This window comes from Alienimonas californiensis (assembly GCF_007743815.1).
Taxonomy (GTDB): domain Bacteria; phylum Planctomycetota; class Planctomycetia; order Planctomycetales; family Planctomycetaceae; genus Alienimonas; species Alienimonas californiensis.
On record NZ_CP036265.1, the window covers coordinates 1207803 to 1234373 of the forward strand.

26 protein-coding genes are annotated in these 26571 nt (G+C 68.6%); 23 read left to right on the top strand and 3 right to left on the bottom strand.

Features of this window, described 5'->3' with window-relative positions; all coding sequences use genetic code 11:
• Nucleotides 1–28: 28 nt before the first annotated feature.
• Nucleotides 29–781 carry a ParA family protein gene (locus CA12_RS04710; protein ID WP_242688119.1) on the bottom strand — a complete coding sequence of 251 codons (753 nt, stop codon included), beginning with the start codon at nucleotides 779–781 and terminating at the stop codon, nucleotides 29–31.
• Between the two features lie 277 nt (nucleotides 782–1058).
• A complete protein-coding gene (locus CA12_RS04715) occupies nucleotides 1059–1487 on the bottom strand; it encodes a hypothetical protein (protein WP_145357725.1) in 429 nt (142 codons plus the stop codon).
• 312 nt (nucleotides 1488–1799) lie between these two features.
• Between CA12_RS04715 and groL (CA12_RS04720) the strand changes: the two genes are divergently transcribed.
• The 20 genes from groL (CA12_RS04720) (at nucleotide 1800) to CA12_RS04810 (ending at nucleotide 22951) form a co-directional block, all read left to right on the top strand.
• Nucleotides 1800–3503: a chaperonin GroEL gene (gene groL, locus CA12_RS04720; RefSeq protein ID WP_145357726.1), complete on the top strand. Its 1704-nt coding sequence runs from the start codon at nucleotides 1800–1802 to the stop codon at nucleotides 3501–3503.
• A 154-nt stretch (nucleotides 3504–3657) separates the two neighbouring features.
• On the top strand, nucleotides 3658–3945 hold the full coding sequence (gene groES, locus CA12_RS04725) for a co-chaperone GroES (protein ID WP_145357727.1): 288 nt from the start codon (nucleotides 3658–3660) through the stop codon (nucleotides 3943–3945).
• Between the two features lie 139 nt (nucleotides 3946–4084).
• Complete coding sequence (groL, locus tag CA12_RS04730) at nucleotides 4085–5698, top strand: chaperonin GroEL (RefSeq protein WP_145357728.1); 1614 nt, start codon at nucleotides 4085–4087, stop codon at nucleotides 5696–5698.
• 202 nt (nucleotides 5699–5900) lie between these two features.
• Nucleotides 5901–7283: a hypothetical protein gene (locus CA12_RS04735; RefSeq protein ID WP_145357729.1), complete on the top strand. Its 1383-nt coding sequence runs from the start codon at nucleotides 5901–5903 to the stop codon at nucleotides 7281–7283.
• Nucleotides 7284–7758: 475 nt separating this feature from the next.
• Nucleotides 7759–8322, top strand: a complete 564-nt coding sequence (locus CA12_RS04740; protein ID WP_145357730.1) for an REP-associated tyrosine transposase — start codon at nucleotides 7759–7761, stop codon at nucleotides 8320–8322.
• Nucleotides 8323–8967: 645 nt separating this feature from the next.
• Nucleotides 8968–9321, top strand: a complete 354-nt coding sequence (locus tag CA12_RS23185) for a nuclear transport factor 2 family protein (RefSeq protein ID WP_145357731.1) — start codon at nucleotides 8968–8970, stop codon at nucleotides 9319–9321.
• A gap of 204 nt (nucleotides 9322–9525) precedes the next feature.
• Complete coding sequence (aqpZ, locus tag CA12_RS04750; RefSeq protein ID WP_145357732.1) at nucleotides 9526–10251, top strand: aquaporin Z; 726 nt, start codon at nucleotides 9526–9528, stop codon at nucleotides 10249–10251.
• Between the two features lie 362 nt (nucleotides 10252–10613).
• Nucleotides 10614–11249, top strand: coding sequence for a hypothetical protein (locus CA12_RS04755; protein WP_145357733.1), 636 nt, complete (start codon nucleotides 10614–10616; stop codon nucleotides 11247–11249).
• A gap of 62 nt (nucleotides 11250–11311) precedes the next feature.
• On the top strand, nucleotides 11312–12016 hold the full coding sequence (locus CA12_RS04760; RefSeq protein ID WP_145357734.1) for a DUF1349 domain-containing protein: 705 nt from the start codon (nucleotides 11312–11314) through the stop codon (nucleotides 12014–12016).
• 733 nt (nucleotides 12017–12749) lie between these two features.
• Nucleotides 12750–13226 carry an SRPBCC family protein gene (locus tag CA12_RS04765; protein WP_165700552.1) on the top strand — a complete coding sequence of 159 codons (477 nt, stop codon included), beginning with the start codon at nucleotides 12750–12752 and terminating at the stop codon, nucleotides 13224–13226.
• 222 nt (nucleotides 13227–13448) lie between these two features.
• Nucleotides 13449–14489: a hypothetical protein gene (locus tag CA12_RS04770; RefSeq protein WP_145357736.1), complete on the top strand. Its 1041-nt coding sequence runs from the start codon at nucleotides 13449–13451 to the stop codon at nucleotides 14487–14489.
• Between the two features lie 192 nt (nucleotides 14490–14681).
• Entirely contained in the window at nucleotides 14682–15695 is a 1014-nt protein-coding gene (locus tag CA12_RS04775) for a hypothetical protein (RefSeq protein WP_145357737.1), read from the top strand.
• Nucleotides 15696–15848: 153 nt separating this feature from the next.
• The gene (locus tag CA12_RS04780) at nucleotides 15849–16862 is read left to right on the top strand and encodes a calcium/sodium antiporter (RefSeq protein WP_145357738.1); all 1014 of its coding nucleotides are present in this window, start codon (nucleotides 15849–15851) and stop codon (nucleotides 16860–16862) included.
• 138 nt (nucleotides 16863–17000) lie between these two features.
• Nucleotides 17001–18467: a hypothetical protein gene (locus CA12_RS04785; RefSeq protein WP_207622145.1), complete on the top strand. Its 1467-nt coding sequence runs from the start codon at nucleotides 17001–17003 to the stop codon at nucleotides 18465–18467.
• A gap of 329 nt (nucleotides 18468–18796) precedes the next feature.
• The gene (locus CA12_RS04790) at nucleotides 18797–19165 is read left to right on the top strand and encodes a YidH family protein (protein ID WP_145357739.1); all 369 of its coding nucleotides are present in this window, start codon (nucleotides 18797–18799) and stop codon (nucleotides 19163–19165) included.
• A gap of 145 nt (nucleotides 19166–19310) precedes the next feature.
• Nucleotides 19311–20207, top strand: a complete 897-nt coding sequence (locus CA12_RS04795) for a sialate O-acetylesterase (RefSeq protein WP_145357740.1) — start codon at nucleotides 19311–19313, stop codon at nucleotides 20205–20207.
• Nucleotides 20208–20345: 138 nt separating this feature from the next.
• Nucleotides 20346–21149, top strand: a complete 804-nt coding sequence (locus tag CA12_RS04800; RefSeq protein WP_145357741.1) for a TerC family protein — start codon at nucleotides 20346–20348, stop codon at nucleotides 21147–21149.
• 20 nt (nucleotides 21150–21169) lie between these two features.
• Nucleotides 21170–21328 (top strand): hypothetical protein, encoded by a 159-nt coding sequence (locus CA12_RS21835; protein WP_165700553.1) that lies wholly within the window; start codon nucleotides 21170–21172, stop codon nucleotides 21326–21328.
• A 248-nt stretch (nucleotides 21329–21576) separates the two neighbouring features.
• Nucleotides 21577–22413, top strand: a complete 837-nt coding sequence (locus CA12_RS04805) for a hypothetical protein (RefSeq protein WP_145357742.1) — start codon at nucleotides 21577–21579, stop codon at nucleotides 22411–22413.
• A gap of 7 nt (nucleotides 22414–22420) precedes the next feature.
• The gene (locus CA12_RS04810; RefSeq protein WP_145357743.1) at nucleotides 22421–22951 is read left to right on the top strand and encodes a GNAT family N-acetyltransferase; all 531 of its coding nucleotides are present in this window, start codon (nucleotides 22421–22423) and stop codon (nucleotides 22949–22951) included.
• On the opposite strand, the gene CA12_RS04815 is transcribed toward CA12_RS04810, so the two are convergent.
• A complete protein-coding gene (locus CA12_RS04815) occupies nucleotides 22930–24120 on the bottom strand; it encodes a cysteine desulfurase family protein (protein WP_145357744.1) in 1191 nt (396 codons plus the stop codon). The two genes, CA12_RS04810 and CA12_RS04815, sit on opposite strands and share 22 nt — an antisense overlap.
• Nucleotides 24121–24286: 166 nt before the next feature.
• Between CA12_RS04815 and CA12_RS04820 the strand changes: the two genes are divergently transcribed.
• The 3 genes from CA12_RS04820 to CA12_RS04830 all read left to right on the top strand — a co-directional run bounded on the left by CA12_RS04820 (nucleotide 24287) and on the right by CA12_RS04830 (nucleotide 26564).
• Nucleotides 24287–24922 (top strand): carbonic anhydrase, encoded by a 636-nt coding sequence (locus tag CA12_RS04820; protein WP_145357745.1) that lies wholly within the window; start codon nucleotides 24287–24289, stop codon nucleotides 24920–24922.
• Nucleotides 24919–25302, top strand: a complete 384-nt coding sequence (locus CA12_RS04825) for a hypothetical protein (protein ID WP_145357746.1) — start codon at nucleotides 24919–24921, stop codon at nucleotides 25300–25302. Before CA12_RS04820 ends, CA12_RS04825 begins: the two co-directional genes overlap by 4 nt.
• An 83-nt stretch (nucleotides 25303–25385) precedes the next feature.
• Nucleotides 25386–26564 carry a TolB-like translocation protein gene (locus tag CA12_RS04830; protein ID WP_145357747.1) on the top strand — a complete coding sequence of 393 codons (1179 nt, stop codon included), beginning with the start codon at nucleotides 25386–25388 and terminating at the stop codon, nucleotides 26562–26564.
• The last annotated feature ends 7 nt before the right edge of the window (nucleotides 26565–26571 follow it).

Consider the following 26571-nt stretch of genomic DNA (forward strand, 5'->3'; position numbering starts at 1 on the left):
TCCAGCACTCTAGCGGCGTCATGAGTCTTCAACCTGTCACCCCGACTCGAGTGAGTAACTCCGAGCACACCGCTGTGAACTCCTCAGTAGCCTTGGCGTTCGCCATGTCGAAAACGGGTAAGTGTTTCTCAGCTGCTTCGGACACAATGCTCCGATCCGTGATTTCGTGCGGCAGTACTAGCGTTTTGAACCGCTCCTGCAAGGCCCACCGAGCGTCGTCGCGATGGGTCGATGTCCGGCCTGCCTTGCCGATCACAATCCCTGCGTTTTCCAACGTCGTGCCTAGCGCCTCGCAAATGCCGGTTATTTTAGGGTACAGGAGCCCGACGCCGAAAACTGAAAGGAAGTCCAACGAAACAGGCGTTACGAAGTGCGTTCCGATCGCGATCGCATTGTGGGTTGCCACGTTGAGACTCGGGGGACAGTCGCAAACGACCATCTGATAATCAGCCCGGATTGGCTCCAGTGCCCTTGTCAGGAGGTACTCTCGCCCGGCTTCCCCTGCTAGTTCTGCGTCGGCCGTGTAGAGACCGAGATGGGACGGGATCAGGTCCACGCCCGGGAAGACCGATTCACGCAACACATCCTGTGCTGTCTTAGCGGAGCCTTCTGCGGAGGTGTGGCGCCGCTGTCCAAGCAGGTCGGCGACTGTGCCGCACTCCTTTGCGTGCTGTTGCAGCTGCTCCAGCGACAGACACCACAAAGTGGCGTTCGCCTGCGGATCGAGGTCAACCAGAAGCGTTCTGATACCACGCGATCCACAAAACGCGGCGAAGTTCACTGCCAGTGTCGTCTTGCCGACCCCGCCTTTCAGGTTCAGGAATGCTACAGCTGTTTGGCTTGCGTCTGAGCGTGGGGCTCTGGTCATTTGCTTCAGCGAACGTGTCAGATGCTGTGAGGATAGCGTTCGGATGGCTGAGTGGACAGCTGCACGAGGCCGGATCTGCCGAACCAGAGCCACAGACACGGGGTCCGGCGTCTGTGTTCACCGATAACTGCCGACGCTGCCCATCGTAAAATGAGGGGGGGCGGCCCGCGCCTCGGTCGACGCAGCGGCTTTATGTACCGCCGGAGGGGTCCGGTGACGGGCGGGTCCCCCGCCCCCCGCTTTCCGTGACACGCACCAAGATCTCCCGCGCCCATTCCGAGGCCGACGTTCCGGCGGCATCCGCCGCGGCGTCGAACCGCTGGCGGTCCGTCGCGGTCTCGTGGACGCTGAACGTCTTGTCTTTCCCCCGCGCGTCCGGCAGCGGCGGTCTTCCAAGATCGGCCATGCTGGAAGCGTGACCATAGAACGTCCCCCCGACAAGGCGGGTCACGGCCCGCTCGAAGGTGTAGCGGTTCTCCGCGGCCTCCGGGACGGCGGGGTCCGGGCGGGGGATCTCCAACAGGTCGCACAGGTCCCGCAGGAACGACTGGCTGTTCGCCGTCTCCGCCCCGCCGCTGGCGGACCACTTGGCGACGAACGCGGCGGCAGGATCGGACACGGGCGACACGAGAGGCGACACGGCGGGGCGGAAACAGGCGGCCGGAGCGTACCGGCGGGCGGCGATTCGCTGCCACATCGGCAGAACCGGCGCGACCGGCCGGATTTCCGTTCGACGCATCCTCATGCCGCTGGGCGACTTCCGCGGAACGCCGCGCCGCCGGTCCGCGGCGTGCAGGAGAGGTCGGTCGCGGCTCCCGGTCCGCCCCGATCGTCCCCCCGGCAGACGCCCCCGGACGCGGCGGCGCCCCGGCGGCCGGCGATCGAATCATCCGTCTCCCCGTCCCGTATCTCTGAACAGGAACCGATCCCCGTGGCCAAGCTGCTGGAATTCGACGACGACGCCCGCAAACACCTCCTCGCCGGGGTCGAAAAGCTGGCCCGGGCCGTCAAGAGCACCCTCGGCCCCCGCGGCCGCAACGCGGTGCTGGACAAGGGTTGGGGCGCCCCCAAGATCACCAAGGACGGCGTGACCGTCGCCGAGGATATCGAGCTGGACGACGCCTTTGAGAATATGGGCGTGCAGCTCGTCAAAGAGGCCGCCAGCAAGACCAACGACACCGCCGGCGACGGCACCACCACCGCCACCGTGCTGGCCGAGGCCCTCTTCAAAGAGAGCCTCCGGTTCCTGGCCTCCGGCGTGGACGCCACCCAGATGGCCCGCGGCGCCCAGAAGGCCGTCAACGCCGTCGTGGAGCACCTCGGCAAGATCTCCACCCCGGTCGACGCGACCGATAAGAAGTCGCTGCAGACCGTCGCCACGATCTCCGGCAACAACGACCCGGAGATCGGCAAGACCCTCGCCGACGCCTTTATCAAGGTCGGCAAGGACGGCGTGATCACGGTCGAAGAGGGCCGCGGCATCAACACCACCGTCGACCTGGTCGAGGGCATGGAGTTCGACCGCGGCTTCCTCTCCCCGCACTTCGTCACCGACGAGGACGGGCAGGAAGTCGTCCTGGACAACCCGTATATCCTCGTCTTCGAGGAAAAGATCAGCAGCGCCCGCCTGTTGGTGCCGCTGCTGGAAGAGATCAGCAAGAGCGGCCGCCCGCTGCTGATTATCGCGGAAGATCTCGAAGGCGAAGCCCTGGCCACGCTGGTCGTCAACAAGCTGCGGGGCATCCTGAAGGTCGCCGCGGTTAAGGCGCCGGGCTACGGCGAACGCCGCAAGGCCATGATGGAGGACATCGCCGTCCTCACCGGCGGCCGGGCGATCTTTAAAGACCTCGGCGTCAAGCTGGACGCGGTCACCACCGAGGACCTCGGCACCGCGAAGAAGATTCGCATCTCCTCCGATAAAACCATCGTCGTCCGCGGCGGCGGCACGAACGAGGCGATCGACGGCCGCGTGGCCCAGATCAAGCGGGAAATCGAGGATACGGACAGCGATTACGACCGCGAGAAGCTCCAGGAGCGTCTCGCCAAGCTGGCCGGCGGCGTCGCCCAGATTAACGTCGGGGCCGCCACCGAGACCGAGATGAAGGAACGCAAGGACCTGTTCGACGACGCCCTCGCCGCCACCCGGGCGGCGTTGGAAGAGGGCATCGTCCCCGGCGGCGGCGTGGCGCTGCTGCGGAGCTCCAAGGCGTTGAAGGGCCTGAAGCTCCAGGGCGACGAGTCCTACGGCGCCGAGCTGGTCGGCCGCGTGCTGAGCATGCCGCTGCGGACCATCGCCGAGAACGCCGGCGAAGACGGCGCCGTGGTCGCCAACCGCGTGCTGCGGAACGACGACGTCAACTACGGCTACGACGCGCTGAACGATAAATACGGCGACATGCTCGCCGCCGGCGTGGTCGACCCGGCCAAGGTCGTTCGCACCAGCCTGCAGAACGCCCTGTCGGTCGCCATGCTGATGACCACCACCGCCGGCCTGATCGCCGACGAGCCCGAAGACCCCGAAGCCGGCGGCCACGACCACGACCATGACGGCATGGGCGGCGGGATGGGCGGCATGGGCGGCGGCATGGGCGGGATGGGCGGCATGGGCATGGGCGGCATGGGCGGGATGATGTAGGCCGCGTCCGCGGCAGGCGGTAAGGGGCGAGGCGTAAGGCGTAAGTGACGACGCTGGCCGCCGATCACGACTCGTCCCCGCCCCTTACGCCTTCCCCCTCACGCCTTACGCCTCAGCAATTCATTCTCACCTTTCAACTTTTCAATACGCACAAATGACCCTGAACCCCCTGGACGATCGCGTCGTCATCGAGCCCCTCGAGGCTGAGGAAACCACCGCCGGCGGCATCGTGCTGCCGGACGCCGCCAAGGAGAAATCCCAGCGCGGCAAGGTCCTCGCCGTCGGCCCCGGCCGCCTGCTGGACAGCGGCGAACGCAGCCCCGTCGGCGTCGAAGTCGGCGACGAAGTCCTCTTCGGCAAGTACGGCGGCACCGAGATCGAAGTCGACGGCAAGGACGTCAAGATCCTCCGCGAGGCCGACATCCTCGCCAAGGTGCTCTAGTTCGCCGGCCGCTGCGTTGTTTTAGGGAGGGGGGAGGAGGACTGAGGGAGGGGTGGAAACCTGCTCCCCTCCTCCCTCGTCGCCCCTCCCTCCTCCCCAATATCTATTCGCCCCCGCACACCGAACGCCGCCCGCCCCCATGGCCAAGCAACTTCTCTTCGACGACCCCGCCCGCCTGAAGCTCAAAAAGGGCATCGACACCCTCGCCGACGCCGTCGCCGTCACGATGGGCCCCCGCGGCCGCAACGTCCTCATCGATAAGTCCTTCGGCAACCCCGTCGTCACCAAGGACGGCGTGACCGTCTCCAAGGAGGTCGAACTGGAGGACCCCTGGGAGCACATGGGCGCCAAGCTCGTCAACGAAGTCGCTTCCAAAACCAGCGACACCGCCGGCGACGGCACCACCACCGCCACCGTCCTGGCCCGCGCCATCTTCACCGAGGGCCTGCGGAACATCTCCCTGGGCGCCAACCCCCAGGTCGTCCGCAAGGGCATCGAGAAGGCCGTCGCCAAGTGCGTCGAAACCCTCGACGGCCTCTCCAAACCGGTCGACGGCAAAAGCCAGATCGCCCAGGTCGCGGCCATCTCCGCCAACAACGACAAGGAAATCGGCGACCTGATCGCCGACGCCTTTGAAAAGGTCGGCCGCGACGGCGTCATCACCATCGAAGAGGGCAAGAGCGGCGAGACCGTCCTCACCCTCGCCGAGGGCATGCAGTTCGATAAGGGCTACACCAGCCCCTATTTCGTCAACAACCCGGAGACCATGTCCGTCGTGCTGGAGGACTGCTATATCCTCCTGCACGAAAAGAAGGTCTCGAACCTGCGGGACCTGATTCCCCTGCTGGAGAAGATCTCCACCACGGGTCGCCCGCTGCTGATCATCGCCGAGGACGTCGAGGGCGAGGCCCTCACCGCCCTGGTCGTGAATAAACTGCGCGGCGTGTTGAACGTCGCCGCGGTCAAGGCGCCCGGCTTCGGCGAGCGTCGCAAGGCCATGCTGCAGGACATCGCCGTCCTCACCGGCGGCACGTTCGTCTCCGAGGACCTCGGCGTGAAGCTGGAGCACGTCGAACTGGAGCACCTCGGCACCGCCAAGAAGGTCGAAGTCACCAAGGACGAAACGACCATTATCGAAGGCGGCGGGACCAAGGAGAACCTGCAGAAGCGCGTCGCCCAAATTAAGAAGGGCATCGACGACACCGACAGCGAATACGACCGCGAAAAGTTCCAGGAGCGCCTCGCCAAGCTGGTCGGCGGCGTGGCCGTGGTCAGCGTCGGCGCCGCCACCGAGGCGGAGATGAAGCAGACCAAGGCCCGCATGGAGGACGCCCTGCACGCCACCCGCGCGGCCGTGGAGGAAGGCATTCTCCCCGGCGGCGGCACGGCCCTGCTGCGGTGCATCAAGGGTCTGGACGAGGTGAAGGCCAAGGGCGACGAGAAGATCGGCGTGGAGATCGTCCGCCGGGCGCTCCAGAGCCCGACGAAGCAGATCGCCAAGAACGCCGGCCAGGACGGCAGCGTGGTCGCCGACGAAGTCCTCCGCAGCGAGGGCCCCAACGGCTACAACGCGCTGACGGGGGTGTATGAGGACCTGTTCGCCGCCGGCGTGATCGACCCGACGAAGGTGGTGAAGAGCGCCCTGACGAACGCCGCCAGCATCGCCGGCCTGATGCTGACGACCCAGTGCCTCGTCACCAAAACCGGCGAAGGCGAAGACAAACAACCCGCCGCCGAAGGCGCGGTGCGGTAACGCTCCCGCCGATCCGACAGTGCTTGACAGCCCGCCCGGCAACGGGTGGGCTGTTTTCGTGTCTGGCGCCCGGTGCCCAATCACTCCCGCACCGCCCTGTTGCTCGCATGCTTACCCGCCCGAGTGCACCGCTCCCGAGTCGTGCGAACATGGCACTTGGCTCGGATGAACTCGGCCCAGGCCATGCCTTTTTCATTACAACATGCTCGTCCAGCTAACTGATCTCGACGAACTCGTATTGTCTATTCGAGACAGTGAAAGCAGAGCGTATGCCACAGAGGCACTCAACTCGCTGCGAAGCGGATGTTTGCGTTCATCTGTGGTCGCAACCTGGGTCGCAGTCACCTACGACATAATCATCAAACTCCGAGAGCTCCGCGAGGATGGCGATGCAGCCGCAGGAGACTTCTGCAATAGTTTCGACCAAGCAGTTGCGGACTACGAGCAAGGCAATAGCCAAGCACTCCTTCGTCTGCAACAGTATGAGAACAGCCTACTCAAAGTAGCGAATGAGGATTTCGAGCTCGTTTCCGCCTCCGAGAGAAGAGATTTAGAGCGACTTCGAGAGGATAGGCATCTCTGTGTCCATCCTGCTTTCAGCTCACAAAGCACGCTCTATCAACCAAGTGTCGAAGGCGTGCGATCCCATCTGGTTCATGCTGTCAACCATCTATTGCGTCACCCCCCGGTTCAAGGGAAGGCGGCCTTAAAGAAGCTAGAGGCTGACTTGCAAAGGTCATCTTTCCCTTCGACCCAAGAAGAGGTGGACAACTTCATGAAGGAAAGGCACTTTTCCAGGGTCAAAGCGAGCCTGTTCCCAAACTACATTACCGTTCTCTGCAAATGTCTGATCCGAGGCAGCACATCGATCCCAGAAAGCAGTGACTGGAAGGTTGCAATGTGCTTGGTCGCTGCGTCGCGCTACGACAGGTACGTATACGACTCCACTATGAAGTCGGCGATACCAACACTAACCGAAAGCAGCGACGACTCACAATTCCTACGCCTGCCCCTAGCGATACTATTTGAGCCGCGAATCTGGAACTGGCTTACCGGGCCCACTCAACTACGAATGCAGACTTACCTCAGGAATGCCCCGGTCACCCTCAACGAACTTAGCAAGATCTTTCGCGGGTATAACGTCGCCGCGTTCAAGGAGGTTCTCAAGGAACGATTTGACGGCCTGCCTGAAGAGAGCAAGCTCAAGATCATTACAGAGCAGCCCAGTCGTGGGTTTGTGGACGAAGCCATCAGTTTGTACAGGACCTACGGAGGCACGGGATGGCGTCGCGCAGAAGCGGTGGCAGAAAATGCAATCTTGCCGTTAGCAGAGTATTTCAATGCTGACGCAGTCCGAGAAGTGCTTAAAGTAGTGGATGAAGTAAACGATGTTCAAAGTGCGCACGGTACTCCCGCACAAATGGCAGCACTTTTTGACGCAACTGCGAGCACCCGGGCCGCAACCCGGGACGACTGGGCTAACCTCTACCGCAGCTTAAGGTCAAAAGGCCGCTATTACTCGCCTCTCCAGCAGAGCCTTGCGTCCAGTGGAATATTAGAAGACGTTGCCGAAGATATGCCGTAGCCGAGTGCCTGGGGCAGCCTGACCGTCCGGCGCCGGGTGCCTGGGGCAGCCTGAGCGTCCGAACCCTCTTCCGCATGGGTGCCGGGTGCCTGGGGCAGCCTGAGCCAAACCTTCTTCCGCATGGGTGGCTGGGGCAGAAGGGAGGGAGGCGTCAGCCGACCGACCGGATGCCCCAGAACCAGCAGCGCCCGAACCCTCTTTCCCTGAAGCGCACGCAACTCGTTCTGGGGCATCCGCTGACGCTCCTGCCCCAGCCACCCACGTCGAACTAAGACGCCGAAGCTGCACGACGTCCGGCGCGCCGGGCCGCATGCCCCAGAACCAGCAGCGCCCGAGCCCTCTTCCCCCCCGTTCGTCCACAACTCGTTCTGGGGCATCCGCTTCGCTCCTGCCCCAGCCACCCATGTCGAACGAGGACGCCCAGCCGCCCGGGCGTGGGGTTGATCGTTCAGGGTCGACGCGTCACCTTCGTCGCATGGCCGGCCGCCGGAATTATAACGACCCCGGGCACGCCCATTGCTTCACGTTCTGCTGTTATCGCCGGCTCAAGCTGCTCTCCAAAGAGCGCACCCGCGTTTGGGTCTGCGAGGCGATCGCAGCCGCCCGGGACGAACTCGGGTGGGACGTCTGGGCCTACGTGCTGATGCCGGAGCACGTTCATCTGCTGGCCTGCCCCCGCGAACGAATCTACGACGTCGCCGCGTTCCGCAAGGCCGTTAAGGAGCCGGTCGGGCGGCGGGCGATGGCGTATCTTGAAGAACAGGCCCCGGAGTTCCTGCCCCGACTCGTCCGCCGCCGCGGCCGGCGGACCGAACGGCTGTTCTGGCAGTCCGGCGGCGGCCACGATCGGAATCTCTTCACCCCCGAGGCGGTGCGGGCGCAGGTTGATTATCTCCACCTCAATCCCGTCCGCCGGGGGCTGTGCGAACGGCCGGGCGACTGGCCCTGGTCCAGCGCCGCCGACTACGACGCCCGGAACCGCGGCGCCGAGCGGCCGGCGTCGCCGCTCCGTATTGAGTTCGACTCGTTGCCAACTTGAAGGCGGGCGGGTGGCACTGGCGTCTCGCCAGTGGAGAGCGACGTTGCTCTTTGATCGATCCCCGCACCGGAGTTCCCCATCACCCTCCACTGGCAAGATGCCAGTGCCACCCCGCCGAGCCGTGAGCGCGGCCCCCGGCGCCGCGCGGTGGGGAATTCTTCCGTCCAACGACCCGCGACTGCTTGACAGCCCGCCCGGGGACGGGTGGGCTGTTTTCATGTCCGGCGTCGGCCTGACCGTCGTTCAACCCCGCCGCACCGCCCGGACGGCGGCGGGCGGCCTGCCCTCAACCCCTCGCGGTCGTCGGCAGGCCGGGATGACGCCGGCCCCTCGCCCGGAGACCGCACGCCGCTCTCCGGCCGACGTCTCTTCGCGGGCGCCGCGAAGCGAAGGCGTGCCGCCCGACGCCGTGCAGGAACTCCTGGGCCGCAAAGACGTTCGGGCCACAACGCCGTTTCCGCTTCGAGCCGGCGCCCGTCGCCTGACCCGTGGCGGTCGCGGCGCGGTCCGCCCGGCCGATTTCGACCTCCCCGAGCCCGGCGCCGTGCCAGTTCACGCGCGAGCGTTCTCTTGCGGAGCCCCGGAGAGACGCGCGTTCGGCTCCCACCGACGTTCGGGGAGCCTCGCGTGTCGCCAGAGCAGCTAATGCAGAACTGGGCGTCTCGCTTCAACCCGGCCGACATTGAAGGACTGGCTTCACTTTACGCACCGGGCGCTACGAAGCGTCAGGTTGTGATCGAGCCGCTGCCGGGCCGCGAGGCGATTCGAGAGACGTTCTCGACGGGGTTTGGCCGTGCAAGAACGACCCGCATCGTTGAATTCATCTTCGCAGACAGCGATCGGGCCGTCCCGGAGCGGAACGGTCCGACCGGCCTTCGCGGCTGCGGGTTCTGCCGTGTCCGGAACGGCCAGATCGTCTTTCAACGGGGCCACTTCGATCAACGGTCGTCCTCCAGGCGACCGGGCGTTCCTGTTCCGGAGAACCCTCTTAGGACCTGACAATTCATTCAAGCCGAACCCGCAGCGGGGCGGCGCCCGGGCGCTCGCCTTCGGCTCGATTCGCCCGATCGCCGCCCCGCTGCGGGTCGGCTTCCTTCAGGCGTCATTCGGCGTCCCGCGCGTCGCACCTGTCCTCACGTCGGGTCCTTTAGCCGAACATGTGATCCCCCTCCCAGTTCTCCAGCGCGCGAAAAAGGGTCCGTCATGTTCAAGAAACTGTCGGCGGAGTTTCTCGGCACTTTCTGGCTCGTTCTGGGAGGCTGCGGCAGCGCCGTCCTCGCGGCCGCCTTCCCGGCGGTGGGTATCGGATTGCTCGGCGTTTCGTTGGCGTTCGGGCTCACCGTGGTGACCGGCGCTTACGCGCTCGGTCCGATTTCGGGCGGGCACTTCAATCCCGCGGTGTCGGTCGGCCTGTGGGCGGGCGGACGATTTCCGGCGACGCATGTGCTGCCCTACGTCGCGGCGCAACTCGGCGGCGCCGTCACGGGGGCCGGAACGCTTTACCTCATCGCGAGCGGACAAGCGGATTTCAGTCTCGCCGGCGGCTTCGCTTCGAACGGCTATGCAGAGCATTCCCCCGGGCAGTACTCGATGACGGCCGCCCTGATCGCCGAGTCGGTAATGACGTTTATGTTCCTGATCGTCATTTTGGGCGCCACGCATCAGCGTGCGCCGGTGGGGTTCGCCGGTCTCACGATCGGGCTCGCGTTGACGTTGATCCATTTGGTGAGCATCCCGGTCACCAATACTTCGGTGAATCCCGCGCGCAGTACCGGGCCCGCGATCTTCGTCGGCGGGTGGGCCTTGCAGCAACTTTGGCTGTTTTGGGTCGCCCCCGCCGCCGGCGCCCTGGCAGCGGGATTCACCTATAAGGCGATATTTGAAGTCGAACCGTCCAAGCCGCCCCTCACGGGGCGTGTCACTGTTTGACGTCTGTCCTCGGCGGCGGGGCGGCCTGCTGACGGCGTGCGATCTCCCTTCCCCTCGGGGCGGCAGGCCGTCAGACGCTTTTAAGCTGTCGGCCTGCCGGAGCGACGCCCGAACACTTATCGCTCCGTCGACGCCGCGCTCCATGCCGACGCCTCTCCGCTGACGCGGCGAGGCCGAGGCATGCCGCCCCGCCGGCGCCCGGCCGCCCGCCGGTCGGGTCCCGGTCAAAACCGCGGCGGGGGCCGGATTTCCGCTTCTCAAACATTTCGGCGGCCCGGCGGCGGAAACGGCGAATTGCACTTCGGGGCGGCCGGGCGGGCGGCGATACTCGGGCGTTTCGCCCTCGCCCCGAAAGGTCGCCGATGAACACGCCCCCGCCCGTTTATACCGACGAAGAGAAGGCCCGCGAACGCGCCCGGCGGGCGGCGGTGCGGGCCGCCCTGCTGGACGCGCTGCCGCCGCCGGACGCCGCCGTCCAGGGCGACCACGGCAGCTTTCGGGTCGAGCTCTGGCCGCCGCGGCCGGAGCGGCCGGCGGACGTCGCCCCGCCCCGCGATCGCTGGGGGCACGCCAACCCCGAGGGGACCTGGGACGCCGCCAAGCTGGTTCGCCTGATCGAGACCTTCGCCGCCGCCCGCGGGCCGGACTTTTCGAAGGAGGAGTTCCTGCGGTGGGCGCTGCTGGGGTGCGGGACCGTGAACCGCTACTGCGGGTCGTGGCGGGCCGCCCGCGTCGCTGCCGGCCTGCCGCCCACGCCGGCCCGCCGCGACCGCACGACGGAGACGCTGCACCGCCTGCTCAGAACGCTGCACCTGAACCGCGCCCGCCGCACGCCGCTGACCGCCGACGCGCTGGCCCGGGCCGCCGGCGTGGGCCGCGGGCCGATCGAACGGCTCGGCGGCGTGAAGCACCTCCGCAATTTATCTCACCTCTGGTCCGCCCGCCCGGCGCCCCCGGCGGGCGCCGCCGGCGTCTCGCCAGAGCCCCCCGCCGCTTGACCCCTGTCGGCGACGCATCCAAACTCGCCGGGCCGTTCCCGTGTTTCTTCCGGAGTCGTGACGTGACGACCGTCGCCGCCGCGTTGTGTCTGGCCGTCCCCCTGCTCGCCGTCCAGATTGCGGACGGGGCGGGCGACTCCCGGGAGGTGCCCGGGTGGGGCGTCGCGATCAACCCGGGCGGCGACGGCCGGTTCGCCCCGGACGGTTCGCGGCTGACCCTCTCCGCCCCCGGCCCCGTGCACGGCCTCAGCGCGGAGCTGAACCAGATGAACGCCCCCCGCGTGCTGCAACCGGCGGAGGGGGACTTCGACGTAGAGGTGAAGGTCGAGGGCGGCTTCGCTCCCGGCCGGGCGACGCTGCGGGTCCGCAAGGCGTACCACGGCGCCGGCCTGTTGCTGATGAAGGACGACCGGACCTACATCCGCCTGGAACGGGCCTCGTTCCGGGCGGACGGGCAAACGCGGCACTACGCCAACTTTGAACTTCGCTTGGACGGCCAACTCCAGCGGATCGGACTGGCGACGGACATGCCGCTGGACCCGACCCAGCCGACCTGGTTGCGTCTGGAACGGCGGGGCGACGTGGTGACGGCTCGCGTGCGTCAGCAGCAGGGGGCCTGGAAGACGTTGGGGGACAAGTCGGCTCCGCTGCCGTTGGTGGTGCAGGTCGGCGTGTGTGCGGTCAACGCCTCGACCGTGCCGTTCCGCCCGACGTTCTCCGAATTAAAAGTCGTCGCGGCGGGCGACTCCGCCGCCCCCGGGACCTGACCCGCGGACGGCGCCGGCCCGCGAGGGAACGCCCCGCCGACGTGCCGATCGCCGCCCCCGCGGGGCGGCGCTTCGACCTCACGGGGAGTGCGGGCGGGCGGCGCCTCCGGCGTTCCCGGAGGGCGCCGCGCCGCTCGGCCCTGACCCCACGAAGGCTGGTTCGAGAGTGCGTCGACGGAGCGGTCCCGGCACAATGGCGACACGGACGGCGGGGTCTCCCGGGCGATGCGCCCGGCTCCGCCGCTTCCGACACCCAAGCGTTCGAAAAGGAGTCTTCGATGGCTGGTAAAAGTGGCACTCAGGGCAGCCCGTCCGCAAACAAGGGCGACCAGGGCGCTAAGGGCGGTCAGGGCGCAAAGGGCGGCCAGGGCGCTAAGGGCGGCCAGGGGGGCAAAGGCGGGAAGTAACCGCTAATCCGGCGGGGCGGCCCGTGCCGCCCCGCTCCGGACGCGGACTGCTCGTCTCACGCGGGGCGGCCGGGGCTGCGGGGAAGGACGGCATTTGCCGACCGACCCCCCGCCCCGGCCGCCCCGTCGTTCATTTCGGCCGCCTCAATTTCTGCAATTGATCCGACGGCGGACGCCCGCCGGTTCGCCTCCGGAGGCGTGCGCGTGCGGCGCCGGGGGACCGGGCACTGGGGGACCGGGGGCGTGAACCGCGGACGCGACGGCCGGTTCGTCCCGCCCCGGCCGGCACGTCGCTCGCCGGAGCCACCGGCCCGCCCCCCCGATCCGTGCTTGAGCTGTCCGCCGACGTGCTGGTCGCCGCCCCCGTGCGGCGGTGCTTCGACCTCACGCGGAGCGTCGACGCCCACCGGGATTCGTCCACCCTCATCGGCGGGAGGCCCGTCGCCGGCCGGGTCTCCGGGCTGAGCGAATCGGGGGACGAAACGACCTGGTCGGCCCGGTTCTTCGGGATGCGGTTCCGGGTGCGGACGAAGATCACGGCGATGGAGGCCCCTGCCTCGTTCCATGAGGAGCGGGTCGCCGGCCTGGCCCGCATCTTCGAGCACACATACCGGTTCCGGCCGGAGGGGGACGGCGCCCGCGTGGAGGACATCTTCCGGGTGGGGCTGCCAGGCGGGGCCGCCGGAGACCTGCTGGCCGCGGCGCTCCTCCGCCGGCGGCTGCGTGCGGCGCAGCGGCGGCGGCTCGACTGGCTCCGGCGGACCTGCGAGGGCGACGGCTGGACGGCCTATTTGACGCCCTGATCCCGCCGGACGTTGTACGGCTGGGGCTGGCGACGCTCGGGCTGCTATTGATTGCGCAGGCTGTTTGTCCGGACCGGCGGACCGCAGTCAGCAACCACCTGATCCCCGTCGCGGCGTGGCTCGACGTCTCGCGGCGTCGACCTTCTCAGGCGGACCTCGATCCCATAACGTTCTCGCAACCGCGATGTGAAGAAACAGAGAAGAGACCGAGGGACCAAAGACGTGACGACTTCCCCTGAACCACGCCAAGACGACCATTCCCCGGTCGACCGCCCGTCTTCGGGCGGCGACGGCGGTGCCGGGCAGGCCGCCGCGATCGTCGCCGCGTTCCTGGCCGTGTCCGCCGTCGCGTACCTTCTGGAACGGCCGGCGCACGCGTTTCTGTCCAATTACGAGGCGCTGACCTACGCGCCGGAGCATGGGCGGCTCAAATCGGAATATACGCTCCCCGAACAGCTGTCGAAGCTCTATCTGTTCGTCGTCATGCTGGTCGCGACGCTGGGGTATCTGGTCGCCGAGCGGCCCGCGACCGTCAAGCTGAGCATCGCCTTTCTGGCGCTGGGCTTCGTCGTGTATCTGGCGGAAAGCAATCTGATCCCCTCCTGGGCGAATCCGCCGTTCGGGGTCGCCGGCATGGCCTGCGTCGCGTTTTATCTCGTGCGGGCGCGCTCCTGGGCCGGCCTCGCCGCGCTTGCCTGCGGATTCGGCCTGATCAGCGCCGGGGCGCTGCAGGACCAGATCCACGAAAAAGAGTCCGTCCGCTCTGCGGCCCCGGACTTCGCCGTGGATCTCATTCATATCGTGCCGGAGGAGCGGTTCGACCTGCTGGGGGTCGCGGCCGTCTGCCTGGCCGCGGTCTTAAGTTTTCGCACGGCTCTGCTGCGCTTTTTCGCGGACGAGCCGCGGGCCGGCCTGTTCATCCTGCTGTCGTCCGTCGCGCTGACGTTCGGCAACGGCTTGCTGCATCAGCCGTACCAACCCGGCGGCGCCCTCTTCGCCGTGGCGCTGACGATGACGAACGTCGGCGCCGGCCTGTTGCTGTGGGCCTGCAGTTCAATTCGACGTCCGCTCCCCCACATCCCCGGGGTCTCCGGAGCCCCTCTCACGCTCTGCCTGCTGTTTTTATTCGTCGCGCTGCCGGCCGTACACGGCAACGTCCGGAACTCCACGCCGCTATTATTGTGGCTGCCGGGCGTCGCCTTCGCAGCGGTTTATTTGTGGCGCCGCCACCCGGTTCGGCGCCGGGCGGCGGGGGCGGCCTGACGGCTGGCGCCCTCTCCGGCTCGGGTCGGAGCGCCCGCCCGGCGGCGGGCGCCGGGCGGCGTGCAGACGGTAGGATCGAACGCGCGGGGGCGGCTCCGGACGTCTTTTCCGGACGGGACGGTCCTCCGCGATTGCGGCCGGGTCGGCCGGGGGGTTTCCTGACCCCCGTTCCTGCCGCCCCGTCGTGGTTCGTTGTCCAGCCCGCCGCACCGACCGCTTCGCATTCTGCACGTCGGTCAGGACGACCTGTTCGCGGGGGTCGAGGGCGTCCAGCGCCGGTTCGTGCCGACGGGGCACTCGATCACGCCCGCTTCCAGCGGGCGCAAGCCGCTGTCGCCGGACTCCCTCCGGCGCCTATTGACCGGCCTGGGGACGGGAGCACGATACGAGGCGATCGTGCTCCCGGTCGTTCAATTCGATTGGCCCCACGACCGCTCCCAATTCAAGCGGGGGCTCCGCCGGATCGCCGCCGGGGTGATGCGGCAACCGGCGCTCAGTCATAGGCTCAGTCGGTGGCTGCGGCGGCGGGCCGAGGTCGTCGTGGCCCTCGATCGCTTCGACGCGCCGGACGTCGACGAGTCTTATATCAAAGCCGCGCCGGCGCTCTCCGTGTACTTCAAAGCGAACCTGCGGACCGCCGACGAGAACCGCCGGATCGGCGCCTGCCGGCTGGCGTTTCTGCCCTACTGGATCGCCGCCGATCGTTATCCCGATCCGGCCGCGACGTGCCAGGAGAAAGACGTCGACGTGCTGTTCGTCGGAGCCGTCAATTCGCCGGAGCGGGTCGAATGCCGTCGCGTACTGGCGTCGCTGAGCGAGTCGGTCCGCGTCGCGGCCCCGGAGGAGCGGCTTTCGTTCGAGGAATATTGCCGCCTCACCGCCCGGGCTTGGCTGACGATCTCGCCGCAGGGCTACGGGTACAACGGCTTTCGTCATTACGAGGCGATGCTGCTGGGTTCCATCCCGGTCGTCAATCGCCCCGATCCGCCGGTGGTGCACGACTTCGTCGACGGCCGAAACTGTCTCTTATATGAACCCGGCCGCCTGCGGGAGCGGATCGAGGCGGCCCTGGCCAACCGGCGGGGCGTGGAGGCCGGGCTGGACGACCTCCGCCAGTTCGCCCTCGCCCGGCACAGCGTGCCCGCGGTGGGGGCTTATTTAACTGCCGAAATCCGCCGACAATTGTCCGGGGCGACCTGTTCCTGACGGCCTCCCCAGGGAGTCCCTGAGGGATCGCAGGCCCAACCCTCGCCGAACCGGCGCTCCGCGACGCGGCGCAGACGGTCGCCCCGCCGATCGCGTACGATTGACGGCGGCGGCGCCATACCATTGCCGCGCCTGACCGTCCCCCGGACCCCGATGATTGCCGATCTGCTCTTTATTGCGCTCGCCCTCCTGCTCCTGTTCGGGGGGGCCGAAGCCCTGGTGCGGGGCAGCGCCTCGCTCGCGCTGCGGGCGGGGCTCAGTCGACTGGCCGTGGGCCTGACCGTCGTGGCGTTCGGCACCAGTTCGCCGGAGTTGGTCGTCAGTTTGGAAGCCGTGCTCTCCGACCAGGGCGACCTTTCGGTCGGCAACGCGGTCGGCTCGAACATTTTTAATATCGCCGTGATCCTCGGGCTGACGGCGCTGATCTGCCCGATCCCCGTCAGTCGGCAGATTATTAAACGCGACGCCCCGATTGCGTTGGGGGCGGCGCTCCTCCTGTGGGCGCTGCTGGCCGACGGCAGGCTCGGACGCGTCGACGGGGCCCTGCTGTTCGCCGGGCTGCTCGCCTACCTCGGCATGAACCTGGCGCTCGCCCGCCGGCCGGCGGGGGCGACCGACCCGGAAGCGCCGGAGGCCGGCGACGCGGATTCCGGCGACGCAGATGCCGGCGACGCAGATGCCGGCGACGCAGATGCCGGCGACGAGGTCGGGACAATGTCGCGACATTGGGGGATCGACCTGGCGTTCATCGCCGGCGGGCTGGGCGTGCTCGTGTTCGGGTCCCGCTTGCTCGTGGAGCACGCCGTCTCCCTGGCCCACGACTTCGGCATCAGCGAAGCGGTGATCGGGCTGACGATCGTCGCGGCGGGCACCAGCATGCCGGAGTTGGCCACCTCCCTAGTCGCCGCGATCCGCCGGCAGTCCGACATCGCGATCGGCAACGTGATCGGCTCGAACGTCTTTAACGTCCTGGGAATTCTGGGGACGGCGTCGCTCGTCGCCCCGATCCACGCGCCCAATATCTCCCTGGTGGACTACGCGACGATGATCGGCCTGACCGTGCTGATCATCCCGCTGCTCTATACCGGACGCATCCTGCACCGCATTGAAGGGGCCGTGCTGCTCGCGCTGTACGGAGTCTACCTCTACGCGGTGTGGCCCAAATGAGCGGCGGGCTGCGCCCGGCGGCGCCGTCGCTTGACAGGTTGAACGCCTCCTTCCCAGGATCGTTGAACGCGATGGCTTAGCGAGCGACGGCCGACTGAGCGACTGCCAACCCAGCCTCTGAACGACGGCGGTGGATGAATGACTCTCTGCACGACGCTGCTGTGTCTGGCGTGCCTCGCGGCCGCGGCGCCGGAGGGACGGGCGAACGAGCCGGCGGGGCTGCGGGTCGGCACGGCCGCGGTCGATATCTCGCCCGACGTGGTTCCGTTTCAACTCCGCTCGGGGCCGTCGAGCCACGTCCATGATCCGTTTCACGTCCGGGCCGTGGCGTTTGAAAACGGCGACGGCCGGGCGGCGATCGCCCTGGTGGACGACATCGGCGTGGGTCGCGAGTGGACGGACGAAGCCAAGGCCGAGGCCGCCCGCCAGACCGGCTGGGACGCCGGGCAGATGCTCGTCTGCGCCACGCACACCCACACCGCCCCGAAGGGCGGCGATACCTCGCCCGGACGGATCGCCTATGAAAAGAGGCGCCGCGAGGGCCTGACGGCGGCGCTCGTGGGGGCGATCGGCACCCTCCAGCCGGCCCAGGTGGGCTTCGCCTCGGACGCCGAACCGAGCGAGGTTTATAACCGTCGCTGGTATCTCAAGCCCGAGGCGGACCACGGGAACCCGTTCGGCGGGCTCGATCAGGTGCGGACGAACCCGCCCCGACCCGACCTGCTCCGCCCCGCCGGCCCCGTCGACCCGGAGGTCGCCGTGATCGACGTGCGGACCCGCCGGGGCCGGCCGCTGGCGGTGATCTCCAATTACGCCCTGCACTACGTCGGCGGCGTGCCCCAGGCGACCCGCCCCGACGGGCGGGAGGAGGGCATGGCCTCCGCGGATTACTTCGGCGAGTTCGCCCGGATCATGCCGCACCGCCTCGGCGGGACGAATCCGCCGGAGGGCTTCGTGGCGCTGCTGACCAACGGGGCCAGCGGCGACATTAATAACATCGACTTCCACGGAACCCGGCCCCCGCGGGCGCCGTTCGAGCAGATCCGGCTGGTGGCCGCCAAGGTCGCCGACGCCGCCTGGCGGGCCGTGAAGAAAATCGAACGCTACGACGCCGACCCCGCGATCGCCGTGCGGCAACGCGAGGTGGCCCTGAATTATCGCGTCCCCACGCCGGCCGAGGTCGAGAACGCCCGGCGGCTGCTCGCCCTGCCCCGCCAGGAGCGCGAGGCCGTCCACCCCCGCGCCGACGGGTACGCCCGCACCGTCGTGCGAATGGCCGACCCGGAACACCCGCGGACCGAAGCGGTCCTCATTCAGGCCGTCCGCATCGGCGATCAGGCGATCGTCGCGCTGCCCTTCGAGACTTTCGTCGAGACCGGCTTGGAATTGAAGGAGAAAAGCCCCTTCCCCCGGACGCTGGTGATCGGACTGGCCAACGGCAGCGAGGGCTATCTGCCGACGCCGGAGCAGCACAAACTCGGCGGCTATGAAACCTGGCTGGGAACCAGCAAGTTCGAGGAGGACGCCTCGGAGATCCTCACCCGCGAACTGCTCGCCATGCTGACGGAATTGCGGACGGCGGAGAGCGCGAGCGAGACCGAGTGAGCCCGGGTAACTGCAGCCCGAGGCGTAAGCCGAGGCGGTGCGACGTGGACGGCCTCCCCCGGCCTCGGCTCGCGCCTCGGGCTGCCGTCCTCGCCGACGCCGTGCGGAGGAGAGCGCTCAGAGCGCTGTGTTCACACCAACCCGAAGCGTCAGCGAGGGAGGCGGGCGCAGCCCGCCCCCCGCTTCGCGGGAGCCCTCGCTGACGCTCCGGGTTGGTGTTCCGAGCGGCTCTGAAACAGGTTCTAAACCGCCGGGCGGTCGCCGCTGGCGAAGCCGGCGGCGCCCGGCGTAGACTGCCTGCCCGGCCGAACATTCCAGCGGGAAAAAGCATGTCAGAGTCCAAGGACCCGAGGGTGCTGTTCGCCGCGGAGCGGACGTTGCTCGCCTGGAATCGCACCAGCGTCGCCCTGATCGCGTTCGGCTTTCTGATCGAGCGCTCCGGCCTACTGATTCAATTCGCCTCCGAAGGCGAGTTCGACCCGACGGTCATGCGCGTCACCGCCTGGATCGGGCTGCTGTTTATTGTGGTCGGCGCGGCCGTCGCCGTGTATTCGTCCAAGCAGTACGCGAACGTGCTGAAGACGTTGCAGCCGTCGGAGTTTCCGGACGGCTATTCGGCCCGCTGGGGCATGGCGGTCAACGTGGTCGTCGCCGTCCTGGGCCTCGGCCTGGCGGTCACCCTGCTGTGGGTGAATTAACGTTGCGGGCGGACCGAGCGCCGCCCGGCGTCCGGCGCCGCGACGCCGGGCGCGTCGCATCGGATCGTCCCTCTGCCTTAGACTGCCGCGGGCGGGGCGCGCCGCTCGGCGGCGTCAGCCATGACAAAGACCGGATCAAGATTCAATGACGTTCGCCGCACGCACCACGCTCGCCCTCGCCCTGTTCGCGACCTGCGGGGCGACCCTGCCCGCCCAGGAACCCCCGACGGGCGCCCAGCCGGCAGAGGCCCAGCCGGCAGAGGCCCAGCCGGCAGAGGCCCAGCCGACGGGCGTATCGCGGGAGAACCTGCATGTGTATCTGCTCATCGGCCAATCGAATATGGCCGGACGGGCGCCCTTCACCGACGCCGAGGCGGCCGCGATCCCGCGGTGTTTCCTGCTGAACGGCGAGGAGGAATGGGTTCCGGCGGCGAACCCGCTCAATCAATATTCGTCGGTCCGCAAACAGCTCGGCATGCAAAAGATGAATCCGGGCTACGCCTTCGCCCGGACGATGCTGAAGGACGCCGACGAGGACGTTTCGCTGGGGCTCGTCGTGAACGCCAAAGGCGGCAGCCGCATTGAGGAATGGGCCCGGGGCACGCGGTTCTATACCGAAGCCGTCCGCCGCGCCCGGGCGGCGCGGCAGACGGGGACGCTGAAGGGCGTGCTGTGGCATCAGGGCGAGGGCAACAGCGGGGCGCCCGCCGGGTACGCCGAGAAATTAACGACGCTGGTCGAGAACCTGCGGGCGGATCTCGACGCCCCGGACCTGCCGTTCGTCGCCGGGCAGATCGTCGGTGAGGAAGCGATCAACGCCGAGATCGCCCGGCTGCCGGAACTCGTCCCCCACGCCGCGTTCGCCAGTTCCGAGGAGCTGACGGCCTTCGACCGCTGGCACTTCGACGCCCCCAGCATGAAGCGCCTGGGAACCCGCTACGCCGAGGCGATGCTCCGCGTGCAGCAGCCGCCCGTCGACGCGGCCTCCGCGGACGCCGCCGACGGAAACGCCGCCGACGGGAACGCCGACAGGGAGCGATGAGCCGCGGGGCGCGGCCCGACCGCGGGGATTCCCGTCGGCCGCATCCGGGGCGGCACCGTTGACGGGGCGACGGAGCGGCGGGACCGTCTGCGGGCTCCTCCTGTTCCCCCGCTCGCCGCCGGCCCCCGTTCCCCTCCCATGCTGGACCCGGATCTTCTCGCCACGCTCAGCCTGTTGATCGGGCTGGAACTCGTGCTGGGGGTCGACAACATCGTCGCCCTCTCCATTATCGTCTCCCGGTTGCCGCAGGAGACCCGGCAGAAGGCCCGCATCGGCGGATTGGCGCTGGCGCTGATCGCCCGGCTGGTGATGGTCGCGGGGGCGACCTGGTTATTAACGCTCACCGAGCCGGTGCTGGCGGGGCGGTCGATCAAGGACCTGATTCTATTGGGCGGCGGGACGTTCCTGATCTATAAGGCGACGAAGGAAATTCACCACACGGTCGAATTGAAGGACGAACACGCCCCCGTCGGGTCGGGCTCGCCGAAGTCGGCCCTGGCGTCCGCGATCGCCACCATCGTGGCGGTGGACCTGGTGTTCGCCCTGGATTCGGTCGTCACCGCGGTCGGGATGACCGACGGCATCGGCACGGCGCGTTCGGTGCTGGGCTTCGAGGTCACGGATCAATTCATCGTGATCGCCACGTCGGTGATCCTCAGTTTCGTGGTGCTGCTGTTCGCCGCCAAGCCGATCGGGGAGTTCGTGCTGAACAACCCGTCGTTCAAGATTCTGGCGCTGTCCTTCCTGATTACGATCGGCATCACGCTGGGGCTGGAGGCGTTTCATTACGAGGTGCCCAAGCCGTATATCTATCTGCCGATGGCCTTCGCCACCGGGGTGCAATTGCTCCAGTGGCGCCTCTCCCGCAACGAACGGCGGAAGACCCGCCCCGACGTGAGGGCGACCGGCGAGGCCGGCGGCGTGCCGATCGAAGGAACCTGACACGATCCGATCGGGGGGACGTGGATCGCTCCGACGCCCCGTTGAAATGGGAGGGCCCGCCGATCGCCCGGCTGGCGCCGCAGGCCCCGCTCAAACGGCCGGCGCCGGAGATCGTCACCAACGGCGGCCGGGACGATCTGCTGGCTTATCAGCGGCGCGGCAAGGACCCGCGGGGATGAATTCGACCCCGCTGGCTTGGAAGGAGCCCTGACCGACGGGGGCGGCGAGGCGTCGACGACGGCATGCTGGCGAAGGCGGGCGGACGGGCGGCGGACTGTCCGGTCCGACTTTGCCGGAACGCATCGGCAACCGCTTGACAGAGCCTTCGACGCGGAGTGGGCTCGGCGTTCGGCGCCGACGTTCATCCCTCCGCCGACGTGCGTTCGCTTCCGGACCACGGCCCCCTCCCTCTCACTCGGGTTCGGTGATGAACGTTCATCGCGCGACCGTCGGGTCGAGCCTGCTCGGCCTCGGCCTGTTTCTCTGCTCCGGGGCAAGCGCCCCCCTGTCCGCCCAGGTCCCGGCGCCCCCCGGCAGTTCCGTGCCGCTCGGCGGATCGTTTCAGATCGCCCCCGGGCCGCCGGCCGGAACGATCACCCGCGAAGGCGACCTGCGGGCCGCCGACCCGGGCAGTTGGGATCACGTCGACGAGATGGCCGAGACCCTGGAGCGGTTGTCGAAGGAATTGCACGACGAAGTCCACGCCCACCTCGTCGGCCATGAATACTTTTATCATATGGACGGCCACGCCACGGAGGTCGAACGGCTGGCGACGCACCTACACGAGGTCGCCCACGCCGGCGAGAGCCTGGCCCACCTGCGGGAGGACGTGATCGCCCTGGACCGGCAAGTGCACGAGGCGGACGAGGTGATCACCCAGATCGCCCGCCGCGGCGTGCTCACCCAACATTATAACGGGGCGATCGTGCAGACCCGCCGCATCGTGCGGGAGATGATCGCTATTCAGCATCACCTGGAAGACGACCTCGCCGCCCTCGACCCGAATTACCGCCCGCACCGGGCGGGCTATCGCGGCCCGGACGCACAGGGCCACGGGCACGATCGCCACGACGCGCATGTGCCGCCCAGCAGGCATCTGCCGCCCAGCCTCCAGCGCCCGTCGGTCGGCCATCACGACGGCCACCACCACGACGTCTACCGTCAGGACGCCTACCACCGCGGCCCCGCCGGGTATTATTCCCCGCAGCCCCGGTACTACGGCACGCCGTACGGCTCCGGCTACGACGTTCATCGCCCCCATTGAGCCCGTCATGATTGAACCCGCCGTCGTGACGGCCGAACCGCTCGTGATTCGGCCGGAAACGGCGGCGGACGCCCCAGCGATCGCAGCGCTCACGCGGACGGCCTTCGCCACGGCACCGCACACCGACGGGAACGAGCACCGGCTCGTCGGCCGGCTTCGCGATGCCGGGGCGCTGGCGCTTTCGCTGGTCGCCGAGGGGGAGGACGGCGAACTCGTCGGGCATGCGGCATTCTCCCCGGCGACGGCGCCCGCCGGCGGCGGGGACTGGTACGCCCTCGGCCCGATCTCCGTCCGGCCGGACCGCCAGCGGCAGGGCGTCGGCGGGCGATTAATCCGCGCGGGACTGGAGGAACTGACGGCCCGCGGCGCCGCCGGCTGCACGGTCCTCGGCGACCCGAGTTATTACGAGCGGTTCGGCTTTGAACCGGCCCCCGCCGCCGCCCCGCCGGGCGTCCCTGCGGAGTATTTTCGAATCAAACCGCTGACGGCCGCGGCGCCGGCCGGGCCGGTGCGGTTTCACCCGATCTTCGGCGTGTGACGGGGCTCACACGGTTCCTGCACCCGCTTCACGCAGGCGGCGATGCGGGCGGCGGCCTCGTCGATCTGCTCCGGCGGTTCCTCGCCTAATAAGCTGAACCGCAGCGAACTGTTCAACAACTCCGGCGGCAGGCCCATCGCGATGAGGACCGGGCTGGGTTCGCTGCTGCCGCTCGCGCAGGCGCTGCCGAGGCTCGCCCCCACCCCGGCCAGATCCAGCGCCACCAACAGTTCCTCCCCGCCGCAGCCGGGGAAGGCGACGCTGGCGGTGTTCGGCAGTCGCGGCGCCCCGGCGGCGTGGATCACGGCGCTGCAGTCCCGCCGCAGCGCCGCCTCCAGGCGGTCCCGCAGGGCCGTCGTGTGAGTCGTCCAGTCGTCCAGTTCTTTCATCCGCAGTTCGAGGGCGAGGGCCATGCCCGCGGCGAGGGCCACCGGCTCCGTGCCCGGCCGCCGGCCGCCCTCCTGATGCCCGCCGTGCAGACTGGGGGCCAGCTTCGCCCCTGAGCGAATGAGCAGCGCCCCGATCCCCCGCGGGCCGCGGAACTTGTGGGCGCCGAGGCTCGCCGCGGTCGCTCCCAGCGAACGAAAAGCCCACGGCAGCTTGCCGACGGCCTGGGTGGCGTCGAGGTGGCTGGGCACGCCGAGCCTGTTGCAGCGGACGAGGACGGGGGCGACGTCGAGGATCGCCCCGGTTTCGTTGTGGGCGTGAATCAGCGAGACCAGCCGCAGGCCCGGCGGCGGGTTTTCCAGTTCGTCGCCCTTCAATAAACCGTTCTCGTCGAGCGGCCAGCGCCGCACGCGCCAGCGCCCCGCGGCGGCGCCGGCGGCGAGGGGGGCGGCGACGGCGGGGTGCTCCCCGGGGGTGACGAGCACGGTCGTCGGGCCGCTGTCCGCCGCTTCCTCCCCGAGGCGCGGCCCGCGGATCAATCCGGCGAGGGCGAGATTGGCGGCCTCGGTCCCGCCGCTGGTGAAGACGATTTCCTCCGGCTCCGCCCCCAGCCCGTCGGCGAGCGATTCCCGGGCGTCCTCCAAAACCCGCCGGGCCCGCCGCCCCGCCGCGTGCCGACTGCCGGGATTCCCGGGCGTGTCGCGGAGATGCCGCGCCACGCACTCCACCACCGCCGGATACGGCGGCGTGGTCGCGTTGCGGTCGAGGTCGAGGAAGGACACGCGGGATCGTACGACGGGACGAAGAAATCGGCAGCGGCGTTATACTGCCGGCGAGCCCGCCCCGACGCCCCCGGTTCGCCCCTCGGCGACGGCGTCGCCATGCATCGGCTCTCAATGGCGTGATCCGTACCGATCGCGCGGCAATCCCTCTTTCCGGTATCGAACCATGTCCCGCCTCGTCGACGGCGTTCGTCACTTTCGCTCCGCCGAGTACCCCAAACGTAGCGATCAGTTTCAGTCGCTGGCCGGGGGGCAAAGCCCGAACGCCCTGTTCATCTGCTGCTCGGACAGCCGCGTGAACCCCACGCTGCTGACCAACTCCGAACCCGGCGATCTGTTCGTGGTGGAGAACGCCGGCAATATCGTGCCCCCGCCCGGCCGGCCCGGCGGCGGCGGAGAGCACGGCACCGGCGGGGAAGCGGCCACGCTGGAGTACGCCGTCCGGGCGCTGAAGGTGCCGGAGATCATCGTCTGCGGCCACGCCAAGTGCGGGGCGATGGGCGGGCTGATGGCGCCCGAGAGCCTCGGCTCGCTGCCGCTGGTCGCCGATTGGCTGGAGCACAGCACGTCCGTCCGCGAGCGGGTGAACGCCGAGCACGCCGACGCCTCCCCGCAGGAGAAGGTCGACGCCGCCATTAAGGCGAACGTGTTGCTTCAACTGGAACACCTCCGCGCCCACGACTGCGTGAAGGAGGCCCTGGCCGCCGGCACGCTGACGCTGAGCGGCTGGGTGTACGACTTCGTCTCCGGCGAGGTGATCCGCTGGGACGAGGATCAGCAGAGCTGGGTGGAGGTCGCGTGAGCGGCGACGCACGGTCGCTCCGCTTCGCCCTGCTGGCGCATGACTGGCCGACGCCCGGGTTCCCCAATCCGCACTTCGATCTGCTGATTGAGGACCCGGCGCTGGTCTCGTCGCAGGGGGCCGGGGAGCGCCGCTGTCGCACCTGGCGACTGCGGGCGGACCCGCGGTCCGGCGCCGCGGTGGAGGCCGAACCGATCGCCCCGCACCGGGCCTTCTATCTGACCCACGAAGGCCCGGTGAGCGGCGGCCGCGGCACGGTCGTGCGGTTGGACGGGGGGACGGCGGAGTGGGACGCGACCGACCCGGCGGTGGTCGTTCTGGGCGGAGGCGCCCTCGCCGGCCGCTGGCGGGCGGCGGACGGCGTCTTCGGCCCGGCCTGAGCCCCGCGGGATTGCGGCGGCGGGGGCGACGCCTCACAACGGACGCATCAACAGAGATGCATCCCCCGCCCGGTTCGCCCCGCATGACCCGCCCGCCCCGGTTCGTCTTCGGCCTGCTCGCCCTCGCGTGCCTCGCCCCAGCGGCGAACGCCGATGACGAGGTCCTCGCCGCCTGGCGGTCGGGCGTCTCGATCCGGGCCGTCGCGCCGCAGGCGGATCGGCACGTAATTCACTCCTATTTCAACGTCTGCCCGGAGAGCCCGGACGGGCGGTTCGTGCTGTATTACACGTCCGCGACGGCCGAGGGCGAAACGGGCGACGTGCGGTTGCTGGAACGGGCCACGGGCGAGGAAACCGTCATTGCGACGGACGTCGCCGTCGAAGACGCCCACCGGGCGGCCTGCCAGCAGTGGAGCGCCGGCGGGGCGGTCGTCGTCTATCACGTCGTGACCGACGGCCGGTGGTTCGTGAAGGCCTACGACGTGGCGACGGGGCAGACGCGGACGCTCGCCGCAGACCGGCAGGTCGGGTTCGGGGCGCCGGGCAGCGAGTGGGCACCGATTTACGGCTGCCACTGGAACCCGGGCGAACACCGGGACCTGGAACTCGTCCACGTTCGCACTGGCGAGATCCGCACCGCGGCGACGATCGCGGCGGTCGTCGAGGAGTACGGCGACTGGGTCCGGCAGCGGTTCGGCACGACGGAGGTCTCGATTTTCTTCCCGGTCGTGAGCCCGGACGGCGGGCGGGTCTTCTTCAAGATCGCCCGCCCCAGCGGCACGGACGATTTTCGCAGCAGCCGGGCCAGCGACCGGGCCGGGCTGGTCGCCTACGACCTGCGGGAGCAGCGGTTCCTGCGCCGAATTGAACAGTGGGGCCACCCCTCCTGGACGCCCGACGGCGGGGCGATTTTCGAGAAGGGCAATTACACGGTCGATTTAGAAACCGGCCGAACCCGGCGGTACGCTCCCTCCTGCATCACGAATCATCCGACCGTCGCCCCGGACGGCCGGCTGTTCGTGACGGACGCGGACGTGGAGAAGCGCCCCTTCGGCGGCCCGGGCCGGTGGGCCGTCGCGGTGGGTTCGATGAACGAAGACGACTTCGTCGTGCTGGACGTGTTCGACAACACCGGCGGCGCCCGCAGCTGGCGCCGCAATCACCCGCACCCGGCCTTCAGCGCCGACGGCCGGCGGATTTATTACAACGTCAACGCGGGGGATTGGACGACGCTACGGGTCGCGGAACGCGACGACGGGTGAGCGCGGC